Origin of the sequence: Streptomyces sp. NPDC046925, from assembly GCF_040644915.1 — a bacterium.
Classification (GTDB): domain Bacteria; phylum Actinomycetota; class Actinomycetes; order Streptomycetales; family Streptomycetaceae; genus Streptomyces.
Map to the genome: position 1 here is coordinate 37,620 of NZ_JBEYWZ010000012.1, position 21,591 is coordinate 59,210.

Here is a 21,591-nt window from a genome sequence, read left to right on the forward strand (position 1 = left end):
TCCGTACGGTGCGGAGCATGGGAACTAAGACAGAGGACGAAGCCGCGGCCAAGGCGGCCGCGAAGCCCGCAGAGCCGGAGGCCGCGGACACCAAGGACGACACCCGGGTGGAGACCGTCAAGGCGGAGAAGACCGCCGACGTCGAGGACTCCGTCCCGGCCGACCAGGCAGCCGACCACGACGCCGACGACGACGCCGATGAGCTCGTCGTCGTCGAAGAGGTCGCTCCGGCCAAGTCCGGTGGCGTGTTCCAGGGTGCCGCGGCCGTCGTCTCCGCCGCCCTCGGTGTGATCGGCCTCTCCGGCGGCTGGCTCGGCACGGTCGCCGCGGCCCGCTCGAACATCGTCGGGCAGCTCGAGACCAAGCAGTCGGCGAGCGTCGCCGACCAGATCCAGGCCATGTACGGCGACTCCTGGCAGGTCACGGCCCTGATCGCCGGCGCTTTCGCGCTCGCCGCGCTGGTCGTCGGGTTCATCGTCCTGGTCCGGCCCGCGTTCGGCGCGCCCGACCAGGTGCAGGCGTCGTGGATCAAGTCGGTGGCCTGGGCGGGTGTCGCCCTCGGCGTCATCGGCCTGCTGCTCGCCATCGCCAAGTACTCGGACCTGATCTACGGACTGCCGTCCGCGAGTTGACGACAGGCGGGGTACACGCCGGACAAGGTACTCAGAGCGCCGTCGGGGCTGGAACATCGGCCCCGCCGGCGCTTTCGTACGTAAGGGGCCTTAGGCGGGCGGCAGGAGCTAAGGCACCCTGCCGCCCGCCTAAGGCCCCCCACCCCCTCAAGATGCGGCACTCTCCCGATGTGCCGACCCTCCCTGGCGGACGAAAGTAGAGGCATCGCAAGACGGGAGCCGCGAACAGCGGATCACGGACAGCGAAGCCGGAATCCGAAACCGGAATCCGGAGCCCCACGCCGCACGGCAGAAGCCAGGGAGTTCTCATGTTTGAGTACGAAATGCACCAGCTCCGCGCCGCCGACCTCGCCCGTGAGGCCGACCGCCGCCGCCTCCTGCGGGAGGTCAGGGAGGCCAAGGCGGCCCGCCGCGAGCGCCGTTCGGCCCGCCACGAAACCGGAGGGCGGGTGAGCACGGCCCAGCGGAAGCTCCGCTTCACCCGGGCCGCCTGATGGGAACGGCGGCGTCCGCGGGGGCGACCGGGATATCCGCTGCCACCGGGCACGCACCCTGTGCGATGCTCACCGCTGTGGAGACCAGGTCCGTAAGCCCCGTGTTCGTCGGCCGCTCCGACGAACTGGGCGTACTGAACGACGCACTCGCCCGTGCCAGGGGAACCGCCCCCGGCACGGGCGAGCCGCAGGCGTTGCTGCTCGGCGGCGAGGCGGGCGTCGGCAAGACGCGCCTCATCGAGGAGTTCACCGCGGCGGCCCGCGCCGAGGGCGCCGTCGTCGCGCTCGGCGGCTGCGTCGAGATCGGCGCGGAAGGCCTGCCCTTCGCCCCCTTCTCCAGCGCCCTGCGCTCCCTGCGCCGCCAGCTCCCCGAAGAGCTGGACGCGGCGGCAGCGGACCAGGAGGGCGAGCTCGCCCGGCTCCTGCCCGAACTGGGCGAGGCGCCGCAGCGCCGCCGGGGCACCGACGCCCAGCACGACGAGGAAGGCATGGCCCGCCTCTTCGAGCTGACCGTCCGCCTCCTGGAACGGCTCGCCCGCGACCGCCCGGTGGTCGTCGCCCTGGAGGACCTGCACTGGGCCGACGCCTCGACCCGCCACCTCCTGTCCTACCTCTTCCGCACCCTGCGCAGCGGCCACCTCGTCGTCGTCGCCACCTACCGCGCCGACGACATCCACCGCCGCCACCCGCTGCGCCCGCTCATCGCCGAACTCGACCGCCTGCGCACGGTGCGGCGCATCGAACTCGCCCGCTTCAGCAAGGGCGAAGTCGCCCGCCAGATGGCCGGAATCCTCAGCGCCGAGCCCGCGCAGTCCCTGGTGGACGACGTCTTCGAGCGCTCGGACGGCAACGCCTTCTTCGTCGAGGAACTCGCGGTCGCCTCGCACGGCGGCAGCTGCGCGAGCCTCACCGACTCCCTGCGCGATCTGCTCCTCGTCCGCGTCGAGGAGCTGCCCGAGGACAGCCAGCGGGTCGCCAAGATCGTCGCCGAGGGCGGCTCGACCGTGGAGTATCCGCTGCTCGCCGCGGTCGCGGGACTGTCGGAGGACCACCTGATCGAGGCGCTGCGGGCCGCCGTCGGCGCCAATATCCTGCTGCCGTCACCCGACGGCGACGGCTACCGCTTCCGGCACTCCCTGGTGCGCGAGGCCGTCGGCGACGACCTGCTGCCCGGTGAACGCTCCCGGATCAGCCGCCGGTTCGCCACCGCCCTGGAGGCCGACCCTTCCCTGGTCCCCGACGACCAGCGCGCCACTCGCCTCGCCAGCTACTGGTACCACGCGCACGACGCGGCCAAGGCGCTCCCCGCCGTCCTGCGGGCATCCGTCGAGGCCCGCCGCCGCTACGCGTACTCCGAACAACTGCGCCTCCTCGAACGGGCCATGGAGCTGTGGGACGGCGCCCCCGAAGACGTACGCCTCGAACTGCGCCCCCTCGACTACGCCGAGGTCTATCCGCCCTGCGGCGACGAAGAAGCCCCGCTGAACTACCTCGACCTCATGGCGGAGGCCGCCGTCGCCGGACGCCTCTGCGGTGAGCGCGAGCGCGCCCTGAAGATCACCAAGCGTGCGCTGCGCGAGCTGGAGGACGGACACGACCCGCTGCGCGCGGCCTGGTTCTGGATCCAGCGCTCCCGGCTGATCTCGTCGCTCGCCCGCGGTGACGGCTGGGCGGAGATCGCCACCGCGCAGGAACTGGTCCGCGGACTCCCGCCGTCCGAGGTGCACGCCGAGGTGCTCACCAACGTCGCCTCCTGGGGCATGCTCCACAACCCCGGCGAGGAGACGCTGGCCGCGGCCCAGCGCGCCGTCGAGTACGCCCGGATGGTCAAGGCCGAGGAGATCGAGCTCAACGCCCGGCTCATCCTCGGCGGCCTCCTGGTCGACGCGGGCGACGTCGAACACGGGTTCGCGGAGATGTACGCGGTCAGGGACCGGTGCGTGGCGCCGCCCGGCCTGGTCTCCCGGATCCCGCACATCCACGTCAACCTGCCCTCCGCGCTCGAAGGCGCGGGCCGCTCCCTGGAGTCCTTGCAGGTCAGCGACCAAGGCCTCGCACTCTGCCGCAAGTACGGGCTCACGGACACCGAGAGCTGGATCCAGGTCAACAAGGCGGAGACCCTGGTGTCCCTCGGCCGGTGGGACGAGGCGGTCGATGCTTCCGAGGCGGCCCGCCGCGGCGCGCTGAGCGTCAAAACGCGGGGGAACGTGGCCGTGCAGCTCGCCGCGGTCGCCCTCGGCCGCGGCGACCGGGCCGAAGCCGCCGCACTGGTGAGCGCGGCCCACGGCTACCACGGCACGCACGACCTCATGCCGCAGTACAGCCTGCCCATGATCACCGCCGCCCTCGGCATCGCGGCGGCCGACCCCGACCGCGCGGCCGGTGTCGCAGCCGCGCGCGCCGAACTCGAACAGGCCCTGGCCAACGGCTTCCCGCCCGGCACCCAGCGCTACACCTGGCCCCTGCTGCGCACCGCCGCGACCTCCGAAGCCGACGCGCGCGGCCTGCCCGCCGCCGAACCCGGCAGGCCCGAGGCCATCGAGAGCATCCGGCGAGCCGCCAGGAGCCTCCCGTCGCCCGTGCCGGTCTGGGGCGCCCACGAGAAGTGGGTACGCGCCGAACTGCTGCGCGCCGAGGACCGCGACACCCCCGCCGACTGGTCCGCCGCGGTCACCGCCTTCGAACCGCTCGACCGCCCCTACGACCTCGCCCGCACCCGCCTGCGTCTGGCCGAATCCCTCCTCGCCACCGCCGCCGCCGGATCGGACGCCGAAGCGGATCGTGAGCGCGCCGCCGGTCTGCTGCGCCAGGCCGGCGAGACCGCCGAGCGCCTCGGATCCCGGCCGCTCGCCGAAGCCGTCGCGGAGCTCGCCCGCCGGGCCCGCCTCTCCCTGAACACCGGCGACACCGCGAGCACCCGCCTCACCCCGGTCGACCCGGCCGAGGCGCTCGGCCTCACCAGCCGGGAGCGGGACGTGCTCCGCCGCGTCGCCGCGGGCCGCTCCAACCGCCAGATAGCCGAGGAACTCTTCATCTCACCGAAGACGGCGAGCGTCCACGTCTCCAACATCCTCGCCAAGCTGGGCGTCGCCGGCCGGGGCGAGGCGGCGGCCCTGGCCCACCGCCTGCGCCTCTTCCCCGCCGAGCGCGCACGGTCCACCGGCTGACCTGCGCCTTTTGGCCCCCGGTGGCTTTCGCGGCCACTCGCTTACGCTGGGAGAGAGGAACTCGGCCGCCAGGAGGCGCAGTGTTCAACCCGATCGAGCTTTTTCAGCCGGGCCGCAAACACACGCACGACGAGCAGAAGCGGCTCGAACTGAGCCGCGTCGACGTGGCCGACGGTGACCCCGGCCGCGGCCCGATAGACCTCACCTCCGGCAAGGTGGTGGTGAGGGTGCCGCAGCAGGCGACGACGGAACCAGGGCCGGACGCCGCGAGGGAAGAGCCCGTGCGCGAGGCGGACGAGGGGCCCGAGCCCCCGGCCACGCCGTCGCCCGGAAAGTAGCCCTCCGCCCTACTTCACCGTCACCTCGAGGATCTTGTCGTCCCCCTTCTCCGGGGTGCCACGGGAGTCCGTCTCGCTCGTCACCAGCCACAGCTTGTCGCCGCCCGCCGCGACGACCGTGCGCAAGCGGCCGTGCTCCTCCTTCAGGAACGACTGGGGCTTTGGGGTGCCGTCCACGCCGCGCACCGCAATGCGCCACAGCCGCTCGCCGCGCAGGCCCGCCATCCAGACCGAGCCCTCGGCATAGGCGATGCCGCTGGGCGAGGCCTCCGAGGTCTTCCACTGGGCCACCGGGTCGTGGAAGCCCTCTTGGCTGCCCTTGCCCTCGACTTCCGGCCAGCCGTAGTTGTCGCCTGCCTTGATCTCGTTCAGTTCGTCCCAGGTGTCCTGGCCGAATTCCGCCGCCCAGAGCCGCTTCTCCTCGTCCCAGGCCAGGCCCTGCACATTGCGGTGGCCGTACGAATAGACGGGGGAGTCGTCGAACGGGTTGCCGGGGGCCGGGTCGCCGTCCGGGGTCAGGCGCAGGATCTTGCCGCCGAGCGACTTCTTGTCCTGGGCCAGGCCCGTCTCACCCGTCTCGCCCGTGCCCGCGTACAGCATCTTGTCCGGGCCGAAGGCGATCCGGCCGCCGTTGTGGATCGTGCCCTTGGGGATGCCCTTGAAGACCGTGTCGGGCGCGCCGAGCTGCTGGCCGGACGGCTTCTTCTCGTCGTACAGCATGCGGGCGACGCGGTTGTCCGACTCGGTGGTGAAGTACGCGTAGACCATGTGGTCCGAGGCGTACGAAGGGGAGAGCGCAAGGCCCATCAGGCCGCCCTCGCCCGCGGGGGAGACGCCGGGGACCGAGCCCAGTTCGGTCTTCTTGCCCGTCTCGCCGTCGACGCGGGTGATGGTCCCCTCGTCGCGTGACGACACCAGCAGGTCCCCGCTGGGGAGCGGCGCGAGGCCCCAGGGCGACTTCAGGTTCTCGGCCAGCGTCTTCGTGACCTTCGCCGACCCCTTCTCCGGCGGGGCGTCGCCGGCGCGCGGCTTGCCCGTGGACGTCTTGTCCGAGGGGGCGGGGCTCGACTCGGCGCTCTTTCCGTTGTCCGGCGCGTCCGAGGAGCCGGACGAGCAACCGGCCGTGAGCACTAGGGCGGCGGCAGCCAATGCGGCTGTTACAGCGGGTCGTTGCACGATCTGGTTCCCTTCGACGCAGCGCTTCTCCTGTTCATACACCGCTCGGTCCCCACAGGTTCCCCATCCGGCGCCACCGACGCGCGCGTCAGTCCCACGAGCCCATCGCCGACGGCAGCGCCTCGATCTCCGCCAGATCCGCCCCGGTGAGCCGCACGGACGCCGCCCCCGCGTTCTCCACCGCCCAGCGCTCCCGCTTGGCCCCGGGGATCGGCACCACGTCACGGCCCTGCGCGAGCACCCACGCGAGCGCCACCTGCGCGGGCGTCGCACCGTGCCGCTCGGCCACCCGGCGCAGGCCCACCACCAGCGGCTGGTTGGCCGCCATCATCTCGGCGGTGAAACGGGGATGCCGGGCCCGCACGTCGTCCGGCTCGAAGCCCTGCCCCGGCGTCAGCGTCCCGGTGAGGAAACCATTCCCCAGGGGCATCGCCGCCAGAAAGCCGACCCCGCGCGCCGCACACCACGGCAGCAGCGTCTCCAGGGCCTCCCGCGACCACACCGACAGCTCGGCCTCCACCGTGCTCACCGGAAAGACCTGCTGGAGCCGCTCCAACTGCCGCACCGTCCCCTCGTGCAGCCCCCTGCCCTCGCGCCGCGAGGCACGGGCCCCCACCGCGCACAGGCCGAGCGCCCGCACCTTCCCCGCGGCGACGAGTTCGGCCATCGCGCCCCAGGTCTCCTCGACGGGCACCTCGGGATCGGCGCGGTGCAGCTGGTACAGGTCGATCGTCTCGGTCTGCAACCGCCGCAGAGAGGCGTCGCAGGCCCGCTTCACGTAGGCGGGGCGGCCGTTGGCGACGATGTGCTGCTCGCCCACCAGGAGCCCGCACTTGGTGGACACGAAGGCCTCGGCCCGCCGCTCCTTCAGCGCCCGACCCACGAGCAGCTCGTTCGTGAAAGGCCCGTACATGTCCGCCGTGTCCAGCAGGGTCGAGCCCGCGTCGAGCGCGGCGTGCACGGTGCGCAGCGACTCCTCGCCCCGCTGCCGCGAGCCGGTGTACGCCCAGCTCATCGGCATGCAGCCGAGCCCGACCGCACCCACCCCGAGCGCTGCCGCGCCGATCGTCCTGCGGTCCACCTGGCCGTGCCCTCCCACCTCTGTCAGAGCGGCCCCCAACGTAACCTCTGCCTCCCCTCGCGTGGCGTTCGGCCTCCGCGCATTAGCCTCCTGACCATGACGACAGACGTATGGCTCCCCTATGCCGCGGACGAGATCGAAGGCCTGCCCCCGGCGGCCGACGCCGGGCTCAACTACCGCTACTGGGACGGTGGCCCGGACTTCCCCGCGGACCCTGCCGACTGCGTGTTCTACGTGGTGCCCTACCTGAAGGGCGCGGAGACCTCCGTACGACCGCTGCCCGCAATGACGTCCGTACGCGCCGTACAGACCCTCACCGCGGGCATCGATCACGTGCAGTCGGGGCTCAAATACCTGGCGCCCGGCGTGCAGTTGTGCAACGCCAAGGGCGTGCACGAGGCCAGCACCGCCGAGCTTGCCCTTGCCCTGGTCCTCGCGTCCCTGCGCGGCATCCCCCGGTTCGTCGAAGGACAGCGGCAGGAGGAGTGGCGGTCCGGGTTCTATCCGGCGCTCGCCGACAAGTCCGTGCTGATCGTGGGCTACGGATCGATCGGTTCCGCCATCGAGGACCGGCTCGTCCCCTTCGAGTGCGCGCGGGTGGCGCGCGTCGCGCGCTCCGCCCGTGCCACGGAGCGCGGCCCCGTGCACCCGCTCGCCGAATTGCCGGCGCTGCTGCCCGAAGCCGATGTGGTCATCCTCTCCACGCCCCTCACCGACACCACCCGTGGCCTGGTGAACGCCGACTTCCTCGCCCGCATGAAGGACGGCGCCCTCCTCGTGAACGTCGCCCGCGGCCCCGTCGTCGACACCAAGGCGCTCCTGGCCGAACTGGAGAACGGCCGGATCACGGCTGCCCTGGACGTCACCGATCCGGAACCGCTGCCCGCAGGTCACCCCCTGTGGCAGGCTCCTGGAGTGCTCATCAGCCCGCACGTGGGCGGATCGACGTCCGCCTTCCTGCCGCGCGCCAAACGCCTGCTCGCCGCGCAGCTGACCCGTTACGCCGCCGGGGAACCCCTCGGGAACGTCGTACTGACGACCGGGTCCTGACGACCGAGTAGCGCACGAAGTCGCAATCGGCCAGGGATCGTTCGAGCACGCTGCGCACCCGCGCGTGCGCACCCCGTGTCCGAGCCACCGTCAGCCGTCACTGAGCGTACAGAAGCTATGTCCCTGAGTGACGAGACTGGTGTATCGTCCCGACAGGGGATGCGCCGTGGACCCTTTCGGCGCCGGGGACGAGGCATCAGACGCTAGGGGGGCGACGGGCGATGTACGGCCAATGGGCGAACGAACCGACGCAGCGAGGCTGCCGACGGCGACTCTCACGGACGCCGGCCCGCAGCCGCGCGCGCGATGGTCGGGCACACGCAATCCCGAAGCCGACCAGTCACGGGAGGCGGACGGGCACAGGGGCGGTACGGACCAGGGCGGCCCGGTGAGCACCCGTCCGTCACCCGCCACCGCCCTGGAGGGCGGCGGCGGCCTGACGGCGCCGATGCCGCCCGGAGCACCCATGGCCCGGCGCCCCGCCCCCGGCGGCGGGGTCAGCCTGGCCTCGCAGATCGCGCTCCTCGTGGTCTGCGGCGGATATGCCACCGGGGCCGCGCTCGGCTGGGGCTCGACCCGAGCCGCCCTGATCATGGGCGACTTCGGTCTGAGCATCGCCGCCGCGGCGGCCGCGGTCTCCTGCTTCCGCTACTCCCGCACCCGTCGCAGCCGCTTTCGACCCGCCTGGCTGCTCTTCGCGCTCTCCTCCGCGATGGCGGCCCTGGGCAACGGCGTATGGGGCTGGTACGAAGTCGTTCTCGAACAGCCGGTGCCCAGTCCGGGCCTCGCCGACCTGTTCTTCCTCTGCTTCGCGCCGCCCGCCATCATCGGCCTCCTCGTGCTCGCCAAGCGACCGGTGACCAAGGCCGGTTGGGTCTGCCTGGCGCTCGACTCCTGGCTCATCGGCGGCTCGCTGCTCACGCTCTCCTGGAGCCTGGCGCTCGCGCACACGGCGCAGTTCGAGGGCCAGAGCGTCGCGCACGCCGCGCTCTCGCTCGCCTATCCGCTTCTCGACATCGCGCTGGTCAGCATGGTCCTCGCGCTGCACTTCAGAAGATCCTCCGCCAATCGCACGGCGGTGAACACGGCGATCGGCGCCCTCGCGCTGACCGTCATGTGCGACGCGATGTTCACCTCGCCCCTGCTGCACGCCAGTTACCGCTCGGGGCAGATGCTGGACGCGGGCTGGTTCGCGGGATCACTGCTCCTGGCGTACGCCCCCTGGGCCGTGCCCTGGCACAAGCACGCGGACGACGCGCAGCCGGGGCGCGAAGAGCCCGACGGCGCCCCCAAGGGCGTGCGCGCCGCGCCCACCCGGCCGATCGCCGGATCCATCGCCGCGCTCACGCCGTATCTCGCCGCCGCCGTCTGCACGTTGGGGATTCTCTACAACGTGCTCAGCGGCCGCAGCGTGGACGAAGTCGTGCTCTTCACCGCGGGCACGGTCGTGCTCGCCCTCGTGGTGCGCCAGGGCATCATGCTCCTGGACAACATCACCCTCACCCAGGAACTGGCCCAGAAGGAGAACCACTTCCGCTCCCTGGTGCAGGGTTCCAGCGACGTGATCATGATCGCCGCCCCGAACGGCATACTCCACTACGTGAGCCCGGCCGCCTACGGGGTGTACGGCCGCGAGGCCGAAGACCTCATGGGTTCCGAACTGGCCTCGCTCATGCACCCCGAGGACCTGGGCCGGGTGGTGCACGAGGTCCGAAGATTCCTCACCGCGAACCCCGTCGAGGAGCCCACGACCCGCATCGAGTGCCGCTTCAAGTCCGGCGACGGCGACTGGCTCAACGTCGAGTCCACGGTCAACCGCCACCAGGGCGGCCTCATCTTCAACAGCCGCGACGTCACCGAACGGGTCAGACTCCAGGCGCAGTTGCAGCACAACGCCGAGCACGACCCGCTCACCGACCTGCCCAACCGCGCCCTGTTCACCCGGAAGGTCGGCCAGGCGCTCACCGGCCGCAGAGTCACCGACCGGGGCACGGCCGTGCTCTTCATCGACCTGGACGGCTTCAAGGCGGTCAACGACACCATCGGCCATCAGGCGGGAGACGAGCTCCTGATCCAGGCGGCCCGCCGCCTTCAGGAGGCCGTCAGGTCCGGGGATTGCGCGGCCCGGCTTGGCGGCGACGAATTCGCCGCGCTGATCGTGGGTGACGGCACCCGCGACCAGGCCGCACGCGAGCAGCACATCTATGAACTGGCCGACCGTCTCAGAATCGCCCTCTCCCAGCCCTACGCGATCGGCGGAAACGACGTGCGCGTGGCGGCGTCCATCGGCGTGGCCTTCGCCGAACCGGGCATCGGAGCGGGCGAGTTGCTCCGCAACGCCGACCTCGCGATGTACCGCGCCAAAGCCGCGGGCAAGGGGCGCGTAGAGCTGTACGCCCCCCAGATGCAGGCCGACGTCGTCCGCAAGGCCGAGCTGGCGACCCGGCTGCGCACCGCGCTGCATGACGGCGAGTTCGCCCTGCTCCACCAGCCGGTGGTCTCCCTTGACGACGGGCGCATCACGTCCGTCGCCGCCCAGGCACGCTGGCGCTCGGCCCAGGGCATCCTCTTCACGCCCGCCGAGTTCCTGCGCGTCGCCGACGCCTCGGACGCCCAGGAAAGCGCCCGCACGGCCGAGCTGGGCCGCTGGATGATGGAGGAAGCCGTCCAGCAAGCCGCCGAGCGGGGGCGTACGGGGCACGCGACGCCCGTGGCCGTCCGGATCGGTGCGCGGCGCCTCCTGGACCGCTCCATGCCCCTGGGCTCCATCGAGGCACTCCTGACGCGGTACGGCCTGCCCTCCGGGGCGCTCATCATCGAGCTGGCCGACAGCGACCCCCGCGTTCCGCTCGACGATCTGGAGCGCCGCCTCACCTCCCTGCGCAGGCTCGGGGTGCGCATCGCCCTGGACGGCTTCGGGAGCGGCTATGCCGCCATCACCGCACTGCGGCGGCTGCCCGTCGACGTACTGAAACTGGACCGGAGTCTCGTCGAGGGCGTCGTCGAGTCCGCGCGGCTGCACAAAATCACCGCCGGTCTGCTGCGCATCGCCACCGATCTGGGGCTGCGCTCGGTGGCCGACGGCGTCGACCGGCCGGAGCAGGTCATCGCCCTGCGCGCGATGGGCTGCACGCACGGGCAGGGCATGGCGTTCTCCGGGCCACTCGACGAGTACCGCCTGCGCCGTGCCCTTTCGCTCGGTGAGTACCCGGTGCCGCTCGGGCCCGTGGAGCCGGTTCTCGCGGGCGCTCCTCCGGTGGGGTTCGGGGGAGGTGTGGAGTCCTTCCTCCGCTCACATAATGAGACCCCCGTCCCACCTACTTGACAGGCACTGTGCGCTGGGGAGAGGGTCAATGCCATGCGCACCCGAATTCTCGTACTTGGAAAGCGCGTCGGCTGAAGCTGGGACTCACCGGTCCGACGACCGGAATCCCGCAACCGCTCCGACGCGCTCCCCTCGCTTGCCTCACGGCACGAGGGGTTTTTTGTTGCACAGGCACCTGCCAAATCACCGCAAAAACCCCGCAAAAACCCTCAGCTTCGAGAAGAGAATGCCGATGACCGAGCAGGCCACCGGGGCCCACCATCCGCAGCCGCGGCCCCGATCCTCAGGACAGCAGTCCGCCCCCGTCGAGCACGTCACGGGCGCGCAGTCCCTCATTCGTTCTCTCGAGGAAGTCGGGGCCGACACGGTATTCGGCATTCCCGGCGGTGCCATCCTTCCCGCGTACGACCCGATGATGGACTCCACCCGCGTCCGTCACGTCCTGGTCCGCCACGAGCAGGGCGCGGGACACGCGGCCACCGGTTACGCGCAGGCCACCGGCAAGGTCGGCGTGTGCATGGCGACCAGTGGTCCCGGTGCGACCAACCTCGTCACGCCGATCGCCGACGCCCACATGGACTCCGTCCCCATGGTCGCGATCACCGGCCAGGTGGCCTCCAAGGCGATCGGCACGGACGCCTTCCAGGAGGCGGACATCGTCGGCATCACGATGCCGATCACCAAGCACAACTTCCTGGTCACCAAGGCCGAGGACATCCCGGCGACGATCGCGGAGGCCTTCCACATCGCCTCCACCGGCCGTCCGGGCCCCGTCCTGGTCGACATCGCCAAGGACGCACTCCAGGCGCAGACCACCTTCCAGTGGCCGCCCACCCAGGACCTGCCCGGCTACCGCCCGGTGACCAAGCCGCACGCCAAGCAGATCCGCGAGGCCGCGAAGCTGATCACCGCCGCGAAGCGGCCCGTCCTCTACGTCGGCGGCGGCGTCATCAAGGCCCACGCCACCGCCGAGCTGAAGGTCCTCGCAGAACTCACCGGAGCGCCCGTCACCACCACACTGATGGCGCTCGGCGCATTCCCCGACAGTCACGAGCTGCACGTGGGAATGCCGGGCATGCACGGAGCGGTCACCGCCGTCACCGCGCTGCAGAAGGCCGACCTGATCGTCGCCCTCGGAGCCCGCTTCGACGACCGCGTCACCGGCAAGCTGGACAGCTTCGCGCCCTTCGCGAAGATCGTCCACGCCGACATCGACCCGGCCGAGATCGGCAAGAACCGCGCCGCGGACGTGCCGATCGTCGGAGACGCCCGCGAGGTCATCGCGGACCTGATCCAGGCCGTCCAGGCCGAGCACACCGCGGGCGTCCGGGGCGACTACAGCGCCTGGTGGGCCGACCTCAACCGCTGGCGCGACACCTACCCCCTCGGCTACACCCAGCCCGAGGACGGTTCGCTCTCCCCGCAGCACGTCATCGAGCGCGTCGGGCAGCTCGCCCCGGAGGGCACGATCTTCGCCGCGGGCGTCGGCCAGCACCAGATGTGGGCCGCCCACTTCATCGAGTACGAGAAGCCCGCCACCTGGCTCAACTCCGGCGGCGCGGGCACGATGGGGTACGCGGTCCCGGCCGCGATGGGCGCCAAGGCCGGTCAGCCGGACCGCACGGTCTGGGCGATCGACGGCGACGGCTGCTTCCAGATGACCAATCAGGAACTCACCACCTGCGCCCTGAACAACATCCCGATCAAGGTCGCCATCATCAACAACGGCGCCCTCGGCATGGTCCGCCAGTGGCAGACGCTGTTCTACAACCAGCGCTACTCCAACACCGTGCTGCACAGCGGTCCCGAGGACGTCGGCCCCAACAAGGGCACCCGCGTCCCGGACTTCGTGAAGCTGTCGGAGGCCATGGGCTGCGTGGCGCTGCGCTGCGAGCGCCCCGAGGACCTCGACAAGGTCATCGCCGAGGCCAACGCCATCAACGACCGCCCCGTCGTGGTCGACTTCATCGTCCACGAGGACGCCCAGGTGTGGCCGATGGTCGCCGCCGGCACCTCGAACGACGAGGTCATGGCCGCCCGCGGGGTCCGCCCCGACTTCGGCGACAACGAAGACGACTGAGACCGAGAGCGAAAGAGAGACCACGAGTCATGTCCACCAAGCACACGCTCTCCGTCCTGGTCGAGAACAAGCCCGGTGTCCTCGCCCGGATCACCGCCCTGTTCTCCCGCCGCGGCTTCAACATCGACTCCCTGGCCGTGGGCGTCACCGAGCACCCCGACATCTCACGCATCACCATCGTCGTGAACGTCGAGGACCTGCCGCTCGAACAGGTCACCAAGCAGCTCAACAAGCTCGTCAACGTCCTGAAGATCGTCGAACTGGAGCCGGCCGCCGCCGTGGGCCGCGAACTGGTCCTCGCCAAGGTCCGCGCCGACAACGAGACGCGCTCGCAGATCGTCGAGATCGTCCAGCTGTTCCGCGCCAAGACCGTGGACGTCTCGCCCGAGGCGGTCACCATCGAGGCCACAGGCTCCAGCGACAAGCTGGAGGCGATGCTCAAGATGCTGGAGCCCTTCGGCATCAAGGAGCTCGTCCAGTCCGGCACCATCGCCATCGGCCGCGGCTCCCGCTCCATCACGGACCGCAGCCTGCGGGCGCTCGACCGCTCGGCCTGAACAAGCCTGACCGAGCCGTCGGTCCCGCCCGTATGGCGAGACCTGAAAACTTTCTTCCCCCGCCCGCCGTACGGTGGGTCGCAACACCGCACACATAGGAGATTTCCAGTGGCCGAGCTGTTCTACGACGACGACGCCGACCTGTCCATCATCCAGGGCCGCAAGGTCGCGGTCATCGGATACGGCAGCCAGGGCCACGCCCACGCGCTGTCGCTCCGTGACTCGGGTGTCGACGTCCGCGTCGGTCTGCACGAGGGCTCCAAGTCCAAGGCCAAGGCCGAGGAGCAGGGCCTGCGCGTGGTGACTCCCTCGGAGGCCGCCGCCGAGGCCGACGTCATCATGATCCTGGTCCCGGACCCGATCCAGGCCCAGGTCTACGAGGAGTCCATCAAGGACAACCTCAAGGACGGCGACGCGCTGTTCTTCGGTCACGGCCTGAACATCCGCTTCGGCTTCATCAAGGCCCCCGAGGGCGTCGACGTCTGCATGGTCGCCCCCAAGGGCCCGGGCCACCTGGTCCGCCGCCAGTACGAGGAGGGCCGCGGCGTTCCGTGTATCGCGGCCGTCGAGCAGGACGCGACCGGCAAGGGCTTCGCGCTGGCTCTCTCGTACGCCAAGGGCATCGGCGGCACGCGTGCGGGCGTCATCAAGACGACCTTCACCGAGGAGACCGAGACCGACCTGTTCGGTGAGCAGGCCGTGCTCTGCGGTGGCACCGCGGCGCTGGTCAAGGCGGGCTTCGAGACGCTGACCGAGGCCGGCTACCAGCCGGAGATCGCGTACTTCGAGTGCCTCCACGAGCTGAAGCTCATCGTCGACCTCATGTACGAGGGCGGCCTGGAGAAGATGCGCTGGTCGATCTCCGAGACCGCCGAGTGGGGCGACTACGTCACCGGCCCGCGGATCATCACGGACGCCACCAAGGCCGAGATGAAGAAGGTCCTCACCGAGATCCAGGACGGCACGTTCGCCAAGAACTGGATGGACGAGTACCACGGCGGTCTGAAGAAGTACAACGAGTACAAGACCCAGGACGAGAACCACCTCCTGGAGACCACCGGCAAGGAGCTCCGCAAGCTCATGTCGTGGGTGAACGAAGAGGCGTAAGCCGCAGGGCGTGAGGGCCGGGACCGCAGTCCCGGCCCTCTTGTCCATCCCCGGAGGGACAGCGGACGATCTCGTTGTCCACCCCGTCCAGCCACGGACGGGTGATCCTTCCACCGAGGCGTAAGACACCCGTCAGGACGCCACTACACTGCTGTCAACATTCGCGTCAGGCCCACAGCGTCGTGCGTCTTCCACGCGGCTAAGCGACACCGAGGAGGGCAGGCACGCCCCGGTGCCGCTCCCCTCCACCGCATGCGGCCGTCGGGACGGCCGTCCGCATTGGACTTGTGAGGACTCACGTGAGCACTGCTGCCAACGGCAAACCGGTCGTACTCATCGCTGAAGAGCTGTCGCCCGCAACTGTCGACGCCTTGGGCCCGGACTTCGAGATCCGTCAGTGCAACGGCGCGGACCGCGCCGAGTTGCTGCCCGCCATCGCCGACGTCGACGCGATTCTGGTCCGCTCCGCGACCAAGGTCGACGCCGAGGCCATCGCGGCCGCCAAGAAGCTGAAGGTCGTCGCCCGCGCGGGCGTCGGCCTGGACAACGTGGACGTGTCCGCCGCCACCAAGGCCGGCGTCATGGTGGTGAACGCCCCCACCTCGAACATCGTCACCGCCGCCGAGCTCGCCTGTGGCCTGCTCATCGCCACCGCCCGCAACATCCCCCAGGGCAGCCAGGCCCTGAAGGCCGGCGAGTGGAAGCGCTCCAAGTACACGGGCGTCGAGCTCGCCGAGAAGACCCTCGGTGTCGTCGGCCTCGGCCGCATCGGCGCGCTCGTCGCGCAGCGCATGAGCGCGTTCGGCATGAAGGTCGTCGCGTACGACCCGTACGTACAGCCCGCGCGCGCCGCGCAGATGGGCGTCAAGGTCCTCACGCTCGACGAGCTGCTCGAGGTCTCCGACTTCATCACCGTGCACCTGCCCAAGACCCCCGAGACGGTCGGTCTGATCGGCGACGACGCCCTGCACAAGGTGAAGCCCGCCGTCCGTATCGTGAACGCCGCGCGCGGCGGGATCGTCGACGAGGAGGCGCTGTACTCCGCGCTGAAGGAAGGCCGCGTCGCGGGCGCCGGTCTGGACGTGTACGCGAAGGAGCCCTGCACGGACTCCCCGCTCTTCCAGTTCGACCAGGTCGTCTGCACCCCGCACCTCGGCGCCTCCACGGACGAGGCACAGGAGAAGGCCGGTATCGCCGTCGCCAAGTCGGTGCGCCTGGCCCTCGCCGGTGAGCTGGTCCCGGACGCGGTGAACGTCCAGGGCGGTGTCATCGCCGAGGACGTACGCCCCGGTCTGCCGCTCGCCGAGAAGCTCGGCCGGATCTTCACCGCCCTCGTCGGCGAGGTCGCCGCGCGGCTCGACGTCGAGGTGTACGGCGAGATCACCCAGCACGACGTGAAGGTGCTCGAACTCTCCGCCCTGAAGGGTGTGTTCGAGGACGTCGTCGACGAGACCGTGTCGTACGTGAACGCGCCCCTCTTCGCCCAGGAGCGCGGCGTCGAGGTCCGCCTCACCACGAGCTCGGAGTCCCCGGACCACCGCAACGTCGTCACCGTGCGCGGCACGCTGACCGGCGGCGAGGAGGTCTCGGTCTCCGGCACGCTGGCCGGACCCAAGCACCTCCAGAAGATCGTCGCCATCGGTGAGTACGACGTGGACCTCGCGCTCGCCGACCACATGGTCGTCCTGCGGTACGCGGACCGTCCCGGTGTCGTCGGCACCGTCGGCCGTGTCCTCGGCGAGGCGGGCATCAACATCGGCGGCATGCAGGTCGCTCGTGCCGACGTGGGCGGAGAGGCGCTCGCCGTGCTCACCGTCGACGACTCGGTGCCGCAGTCGGTGCTCAACGAACTGGCCGCGGAGATCGGTGCGGAGTCCGCTCGCGCGGTGAACCTCACCGACTAGTACCCCGCGTCTCGGTCGCCGGTTCATCACCGGCTCCGCCGAGTTCGTCCTCAAACGCCGGACAGGCTGGATCTCTCCAGCCCGTCCGGCGTTTGGCTTGTGGATTCAGGCCAGGACCTTCGCCGGTTCCTCCGCCGGCTTGATCCGGCGCAGTGTCGTCGCCGCCACCACCGCCGAGGCGATCAGCACCGCCGCCCCCGCGAGCGCCGCCACCTGCATGCCGCTGGTGAACGCCTCCCGGGCTGCGTCGGTCATGGCGGAGGCAGCCTTGTCCGGCATCTCTCGGGCCACCGCGAGCGCGCCGCCCAACGTTTCGCGGGCCTCTGCCGGGGCCGTGTCCGGGATCTCGCCCCGGTAGACCGCGTTGCCGATGGAGCCGAGCAGTGCCATGCCGAGTGCGCCGCCGAACTCCTGGCCCGTCTCCAGGAGCGAGGAGGCGGCGCCCGCCTTCTCGGCCGGGGCCGAGCCGAGGGCCAGGTCGGTGAGTTGCGAGCCGATGATCACGGCGCCGCAGGCGAGGAGAGCGGCCGAGGCGAGGACGGTCCACAGCGCGTCGGTGCCGGTCAGGGTCAGGAGACCGAACCCGCTCGCCGAGACGACGAAGCCGGTGGCCACGACGGAGGCGCGGTTCACCCCGCGCTGCACGAGGGCCGTGGCGACGGGCGCGGCGAAGCCGATGGGGACCGAGGGCAGCAGGGCCCACAGCGCGGCTTCGAGCGCGCTCTTGCCGAGTACCGACTGCAGATACTGCGTGGTGAAGTACGCCGAGCCCATCATCGCCAGGGACGCGACCAGGTTCAGCAACACCGCCGGGGCGAACCCGCGGCCACGGAACAGGGCGGGGGAGATCAGCGGGGACTCCGTGGTGCGCTGGCGGTGCACGAACAGGGCGGTGAAGACGAGTCCGACGGCGAGCGAAGCGACGTACGCGGGTTCGAGTCCCTCGGCTGCGATCTCCTTGACGCCGTAGACGAGGGGCAGCACCGCGGCCATGGACAGCGGCACGCTCAGCAGGTCGAAGCGGCCCGGCTCCGGGTCCTTGGACTCGGGGATGAGGACCGGGGCGAGGAGCAGGAGCAGCACCATCGCGGGCAGGTTGACCAGGAAGACCGAGCCCCACCAGAAGTGCTCGACGAGGACGCCGCTCATCACCGAGCCGAGCGCGACACCGGCGACCATCACGCCGGACCAGATGCCGATGGCCTTCGCGCGCTGCCCCGCGTCGCGGAACATCGTGCGGACGAGGGCCATCGTGGACGGCATCAGGGTCGCGCCGCCGATGCCGAGTACCGCGCGGGCCGCGATGAGCAGTTCGGCGCTGCCCGCGTAGGCGGCGGTGAGGGAGGCGGCGCCGAAGGCGAGGGCGCCGAACATGAGCAGCTTGCGGCGGCCGATGCGGTCGCCGAGCGAGCCCATCGTCATGAGGAGCCCCGCGAGCACGAACGCGTAGATGTCGAAGATCCACAGCTGCTGGGTGCCGCTGGGCGCGAGGTCGGCGCTGATCGCGGGGACCGCGAAGTAGAGGACGGAGACGTCCATCGAGACCAGGAGCAGCGGCAGCATCAGGACCACGAGCGCGGTCCACTCCTTGCGGCCCGCGCGCTCCGGGACCGCCGAATTCGCTTGTTCGTGCGTCGAGTTCGTCATGGACAGGACTGTACGAGTGTATTAAACGCTTGTCTAGTACGTCTGTGTAATACGCGGGTATGGGACGTTCGTATGGATCGGGGGTAGCCTTGTCCGTATGGGACACCGTGAGGATCTGCTCGAAGGCGCCAAGCGCTGCCTGCTGGAGAAGGGCTTCGTCCGTACGACGGCCCGCGACATCGTGAAGGAGTCGGGCACGAACCTGGCGTCCATCGGCTATCACTACGGCTCGAAGGACGCTCTGCTGGTGGAGGCGTTCGTCGCCCTCGTCGACAAGGCCGGCGACAGCTTCGACGAGGCGCCCGCGGGGGAGACCGGGGCCAAGAGCGGCTCGCTGGAGCGGTTCGAGGAGGTCTGGTCGAACATCCTGCGCGGGTTTCCCGCCTCCCGCCCCATCTGGATGCTGACCTTCGAGGTCATCACACAGGGCGAGCGTCTCGCCGGTGTCCGTGAGCTCCTGGTCAAGGCGCAGCGCGAGGGGCGCAGCGGGCTCGCCGCGCTGTTCACCGGGATCGAGGAGAGCGCCATCCCGGACGACGTGGTGGAGACCGAGGGCCGTTTCTACACGACGCTGCTCAACGGCCTGATGGTGCAGTGGCTCTTCGACCCGGAGTCGGCGACCACCGCCGAGCAGCTCACCGAGGGGATGCGGCGCGTGATGGGGCGGGCCTCCGGGGACTCCTCCGGGGCCGGGAGCGGGGCTGGGGCCGGTGGTGGCCTACAGCCGTGACGCCTTGAGGAGCATGTGCAGGAGCAGGCGGTCCTCGCCGTCGTCCAGGTCCAGGGTCGTGAGCTGCTCCACGCGGGAGAGGCGGTAGTACAGCGTCTGGCGGTGGATGCCCAACTCCGCTGCCGCGCGGCCCGCTTGGCCCGCGCAGTCCAGGAACACCTCGGCGGTGCGGGCCAGTTCGCGGTGGGCGGGGGAGAGCAGGGCGCGGGCCGCCGGGTCCTCGGCGGCCTCCGGGGGCAGTGACGTGAGCAGGCGGTAGGGGCCCACCTCCGACCACTGGGCCACCGGGGCGAAGCGCGGTTCGGCGCGGGCGGCGCGGGCCGCCGTCGACGCCTCCCACCAGGCGGTGCCGAGATCGTCAAGGCCGTGCCGGGCGCTCGCGATGCCCGCCGCCGCGTCCCTCGCCGTCTCCAGGAGCCGGGTCGCCGCCGACACCGCCGGGGTCGGCACGTCCGCCGAGCGCAGCCGGACCAGGACCGCGAGGCTCTGGCCCGCCGTGCCCCACGGCACGGTGCACAGCGCGGTGGCCCCCTGCACCGTACGCACCGAGGGGGCGGAGTCCGGGTCGGCCGAGGGCCATGGGGCCACGCAGACCACCGCGTGCAGGCCCTCGCCGCGCGGGCCGAGCGCCGTACGCAGATCGGCCACGGCCATGTCCCGCTGCCAGCCCCGCTCGGCGGTCAGGACGGCGCGGAACTCGCGCGTCAGATCGGCGCCCGCCTGCACCTCGTCGGCGAGCAGCGCGCCGATGCGGGCGGCCACCTCCATGGCGGCGGTCAGCTGGGCGTCCGTGGGCCCCGGATCGCCGTCGAGCAGCCATACGTAACCCAGGGCGAACCCCCGATGCCGTACGGGAAGGCAGATCCGCCCGCGGTGGACGCCGGCCTCCGGCGTGGGCGGAATGCGGACCGGGGTCGTCGCCCGGGTGATGCCGAAGCTCTCGAACCAGGTGCGGACCTCCGCCGTGGAGCGGCGCGTGAGGATCGAGCGGGTGCGCACCGGGTCGAGGGCCGTCGCGTCGAAATCGGTGTCGCCGCTGTCGTGCGCGCCGAAGGCGATCAGCTCGAAATCGCGGTTCTCCAGCGTCGCGGGGGCGCCGAGCAGCGCCGAGATCTCGTCGACGAGTTCCTGGTAATCACCTTTCACACTGTCCATTCTGACGTACTTCGACCCCACCTTCAGACAGATGTATGAGATCCAGGGCACGGATGCGTGACAGGTGTCGATGGCCCCGGATCGGCGGGATCCTTAAGTTTCACGGTGGTTCTCCGTGCCGTACCGGTTCGTTACGCATATCCAGGTACGGCCCCGTATCTACTCTCCGTGGAGGTGCCCGTGCTGGGTCCCGTGATCCTCGCCGCGTCGCGCAGCGACCAGATGCGCCGATTCGTTTCGGCGGCCCCGGGCACCAAGCAGGTCGTCGACCGCTTCATCGCCGGTGAGAGCGTGGACCAGGTCGTACCGATCATCACGGACGCCGCCGACAAGGGCCTCGAGGTCACCCTCGACGTCGTCGGCGAGGACATCACCACGCCCGAGCAGGCCGCCGCCGCGCGCGACGCCTATCTGGAGCTCATCGAGCGCCTCAAGGACCTGGGGCTCGGCGCCAAGGCCGAGATGTCCGTGAAGCTCTCCATGTTCGGCCAGGCGCTCGAAGGGGGCCACGAGCTGGCCCTCGCCAACGTCCGCCCGGTCGTCATCGCGGCCGCCGCGATCGGCACCACGGTCACCCTGGACGCCGAGGACCACACCACCCTCGACTCGATGTTCGCCATCCACGAGGAGCTGCGGAAGGACTTCCCGCAGACCGGCTGCGTCATCCAGTCCTACCTCTTCCGCACCGAGGACGACGCCCGCCGCCTGGCCGCCGCCGGCAGCCGCGTACGCATCGTGAAGGGCGCCTACAAGGAGCCCGCCGAGGTCGCGTACCAGGACAAGGCGGAGATCGACAAGGCGTACGTGCGGATCATGCGCATCCTGATGGAGGGCGACGGGTACCCGATGATCGGGTCCCACGACCCGCGCCTGATCTCCATCGCACAGGAGCTCGGACGGCGCGCGGGGCGCAAACTGGACGAGTACGAATTCCAGATGCTGTACGGCATCCGCAGCGACGAGCACCTGCGGCTCGCGGCCGAGGGCCACCGGATGCGCGTCTACACCGCCTACGGCACCGACTGGTACGGATACTTCATGCGCCGCCTCGCGGAGAAGCCGGCCAACCTGCTCTTCTTCGCACGCTCCATCCTCACCAAGGGCTGAGCTCCCTTTCCCCCGACCCCCTCCAAGGAGATAGAGAACTC

Annotated in this window: 16 protein-coding genes; 12 read left to right on the forward strand and 4 right to left on the reverse strand. The window is 70.7% G+C overall.

Translation table 11 applies throughout. From position 1 onward, the window contains the following. Positions 1-17 precede the first annotated feature (17 nt). The 4 genes from ABZ906_RS35345 (at position 18) to ABZ906_RS35360 (ending at position 4,631) form a co-directional block, all read left to right on the forward strand. Positions 18-632, forward strand: coding sequence for a hypothetical protein (locus ABZ906_RS35345; RefSeq protein ID WP_361389883.1), 615 nt, complete (start codon positions 18-20; stop codon positions 630-632). A gap of 308 nt (positions 633-940) precedes the next feature. Beyond that, the gene (locus ABZ906_RS35350) at positions 941-1,126 is read left to right on the forward strand and encodes a hypothetical protein (RefSeq protein WP_361196579.1); all 186 of its coding nucleotides are present in this window, start codon (positions 941-943) and stop codon (positions 1,124-1,126) included. A gap of 65 nt (positions 1,127-1,191) precedes the next feature. Then, positions 1,192-4,293 carry an AAA family ATPase gene (locus ABZ906_RS35355; RefSeq protein WP_361389885.1) on the forward strand — a complete coding sequence of 1,034 codons (3,102 nt, stop codon included), beginning with the start codon at positions 1,192-1,194 and terminating at the stop codon, positions 4,291-4,293. Between the two features lie 80 nt (positions 4,294-4,373). After that, a complete protein-coding gene (locus tag ABZ906_RS35360) occupies positions 4,374-4,631 on the forward strand; it encodes a DUF6191 domain-containing protein (RefSeq protein ID WP_361389887.1) in 258 nt (85 codons plus the stop codon). A 9-nt stretch (positions 4,632-4,640) separates the two neighbouring features. On the opposite strand, the gene ABZ906_RS35365 is transcribed toward ABZ906_RS35360, so the two are convergent. Both ABZ906_RS35365 and ABZ906_RS35370 read right to left on the reverse strand, forming a co-directional pair. Next, complete coding sequence (locus ABZ906_RS35365; RefSeq protein ID WP_361389889.1) at positions 4,641-5,807, reverse strand: PQQ-dependent sugar dehydrogenase; 1,167 nt, start codon at positions 5,805-5,807, stop codon at positions 4,641-4,643. Positions 5,808-5,895: 88 nt separating this feature from the next. Further along, the gene (locus tag ABZ906_RS35370) at positions 5,896-6,888 is read right to left on the reverse strand and encodes an aldo/keto reductase (RefSeq protein WP_361196571.1); all 993 of its coding nucleotides are present in this window, start codon (positions 6,886-6,888) and stop codon (positions 5,896-5,898) included. Between the two features lie 96 nt (positions 6,889-6,984). On the opposite strand from ABZ906_RS35370, the gene ABZ906_RS35375 reads away from it, so the two are divergent. The 6 genes from ABZ906_RS35375 (at position 6,985) to serA (ending at position 16,911) form a co-directional block, all read left to right on the forward strand. Continuing rightward, complete coding sequence (locus ABZ906_RS35375; protein WP_361389891.1) at positions 6,985-7,938, forward strand: 2-hydroxyacid dehydrogenase; 954 nt, start codon at positions 6,985-6,987, stop codon at positions 7,936-7,938. A gap of 466 nt (positions 7,939-8,404) precedes the next feature. Beyond that, a complete protein-coding gene (locus ABZ906_RS35380) occupies positions 8,405-11,263 on the forward strand; it encodes an EAL domain-containing protein (protein WP_361196923.1) in 2,859 nt (952 codons plus the stop codon). Between the two features lie 232 nt (positions 11,264-11,495). Beyond that, a complete protein-coding gene (locus ABZ906_RS35385; protein ID WP_361196565.1) occupies positions 11,496-13,343 on the forward strand; it encodes an acetolactate synthase large subunit in 1,848 nt (615 codons plus the stop codon). A gap of 29 nt (positions 13,344-13,372) precedes the next feature. Then, positions 13,373-13,900 carry an acetolactate synthase small subunit gene (gene ilvN, locus ABZ906_RS35390; RefSeq protein WP_361196562.1) on the forward strand — a complete coding sequence of 176 codons (528 nt, stop codon included), beginning with the start codon at positions 13,373-13,375 and terminating at the stop codon, positions 13,898-13,900. A 108-nt stretch (positions 13,901-14,008) separates the two neighbouring features. Further along, entirely contained in the window at positions 14,009-15,007 is a 999-nt protein-coding gene (gene ilvC / locus ABZ906_RS35395) for a ketol-acid reductoisomerase (RefSeq protein ID WP_361196559.1), read from the forward strand. Between the two features lie 299 nt (positions 15,008-15,306). Beyond that, positions 15,307-16,911 carry a phosphoglycerate dehydrogenase gene (gene serA / locus ABZ906_RS35400; RefSeq protein WP_361196556.1) on the forward strand — a complete coding sequence of 535 codons (1,605 nt, stop codon included), beginning with the start codon at positions 15,307-15,309 and terminating at the stop codon, positions 16,909-16,911. 105 nt (positions 16,912-17,016) lie between these two features. On the opposite strand, the gene ABZ906_RS35405 is transcribed toward serA, so the two are convergent. Next, on the reverse strand, positions 17,017-18,558 hold the full coding sequence (locus ABZ906_RS35405; RefSeq protein WP_361389893.1) for an MFS transporter: 1,542 nt from the start codon (positions 18,556-18,558) through the stop codon (positions 17,017-17,019). A 97-nt stretch (positions 18,559-18,655) separates the two neighbouring features. Between ABZ906_RS35405 and ABZ906_RS35410 the strand changes: the two genes are divergently transcribed. After that, positions 18,656-19,288: a TetR/AcrR family transcriptional regulator gene (locus tag ABZ906_RS35410; protein WP_361389895.1), complete on the forward strand. Its 633-nt coding sequence runs from the start codon at positions 18,656-18,658 to the stop codon at positions 19,286-19,288. Here the strand turns inward: ABZ906_RS35410 and ABZ906_RS35415 are convergent. Then, the gene (locus ABZ906_RS35415; protein WP_361389897.1) at positions 19,277-20,443 is read right to left on the reverse strand and encodes a helix-turn-helix domain-containing protein; all 1,167 of its coding nucleotides are present in this window, start codon (positions 20,441-20,443) and stop codon (positions 19,277-19,279) included. The genes ABZ906_RS35410 and ABZ906_RS35415 overlap by 12 nt on opposite strands. Positions 20,444-20,623: 180 nt before the next feature. Between ABZ906_RS35415 and ABZ906_RS35420 the strand changes: the two genes are divergently transcribed. Continuing rightward, the gene (locus ABZ906_RS35420) at positions 20,624-21,550 is read left to right on the forward strand and encodes a proline dehydrogenase family protein (RefSeq protein ID WP_361389899.1); all 927 of its coding nucleotides are present in this window, start codon (positions 20,624-20,626) and stop codon (positions 21,548-21,550) included. The last annotated feature ends 41 nt before the right edge of the window (positions 21,551-21,591 follow it).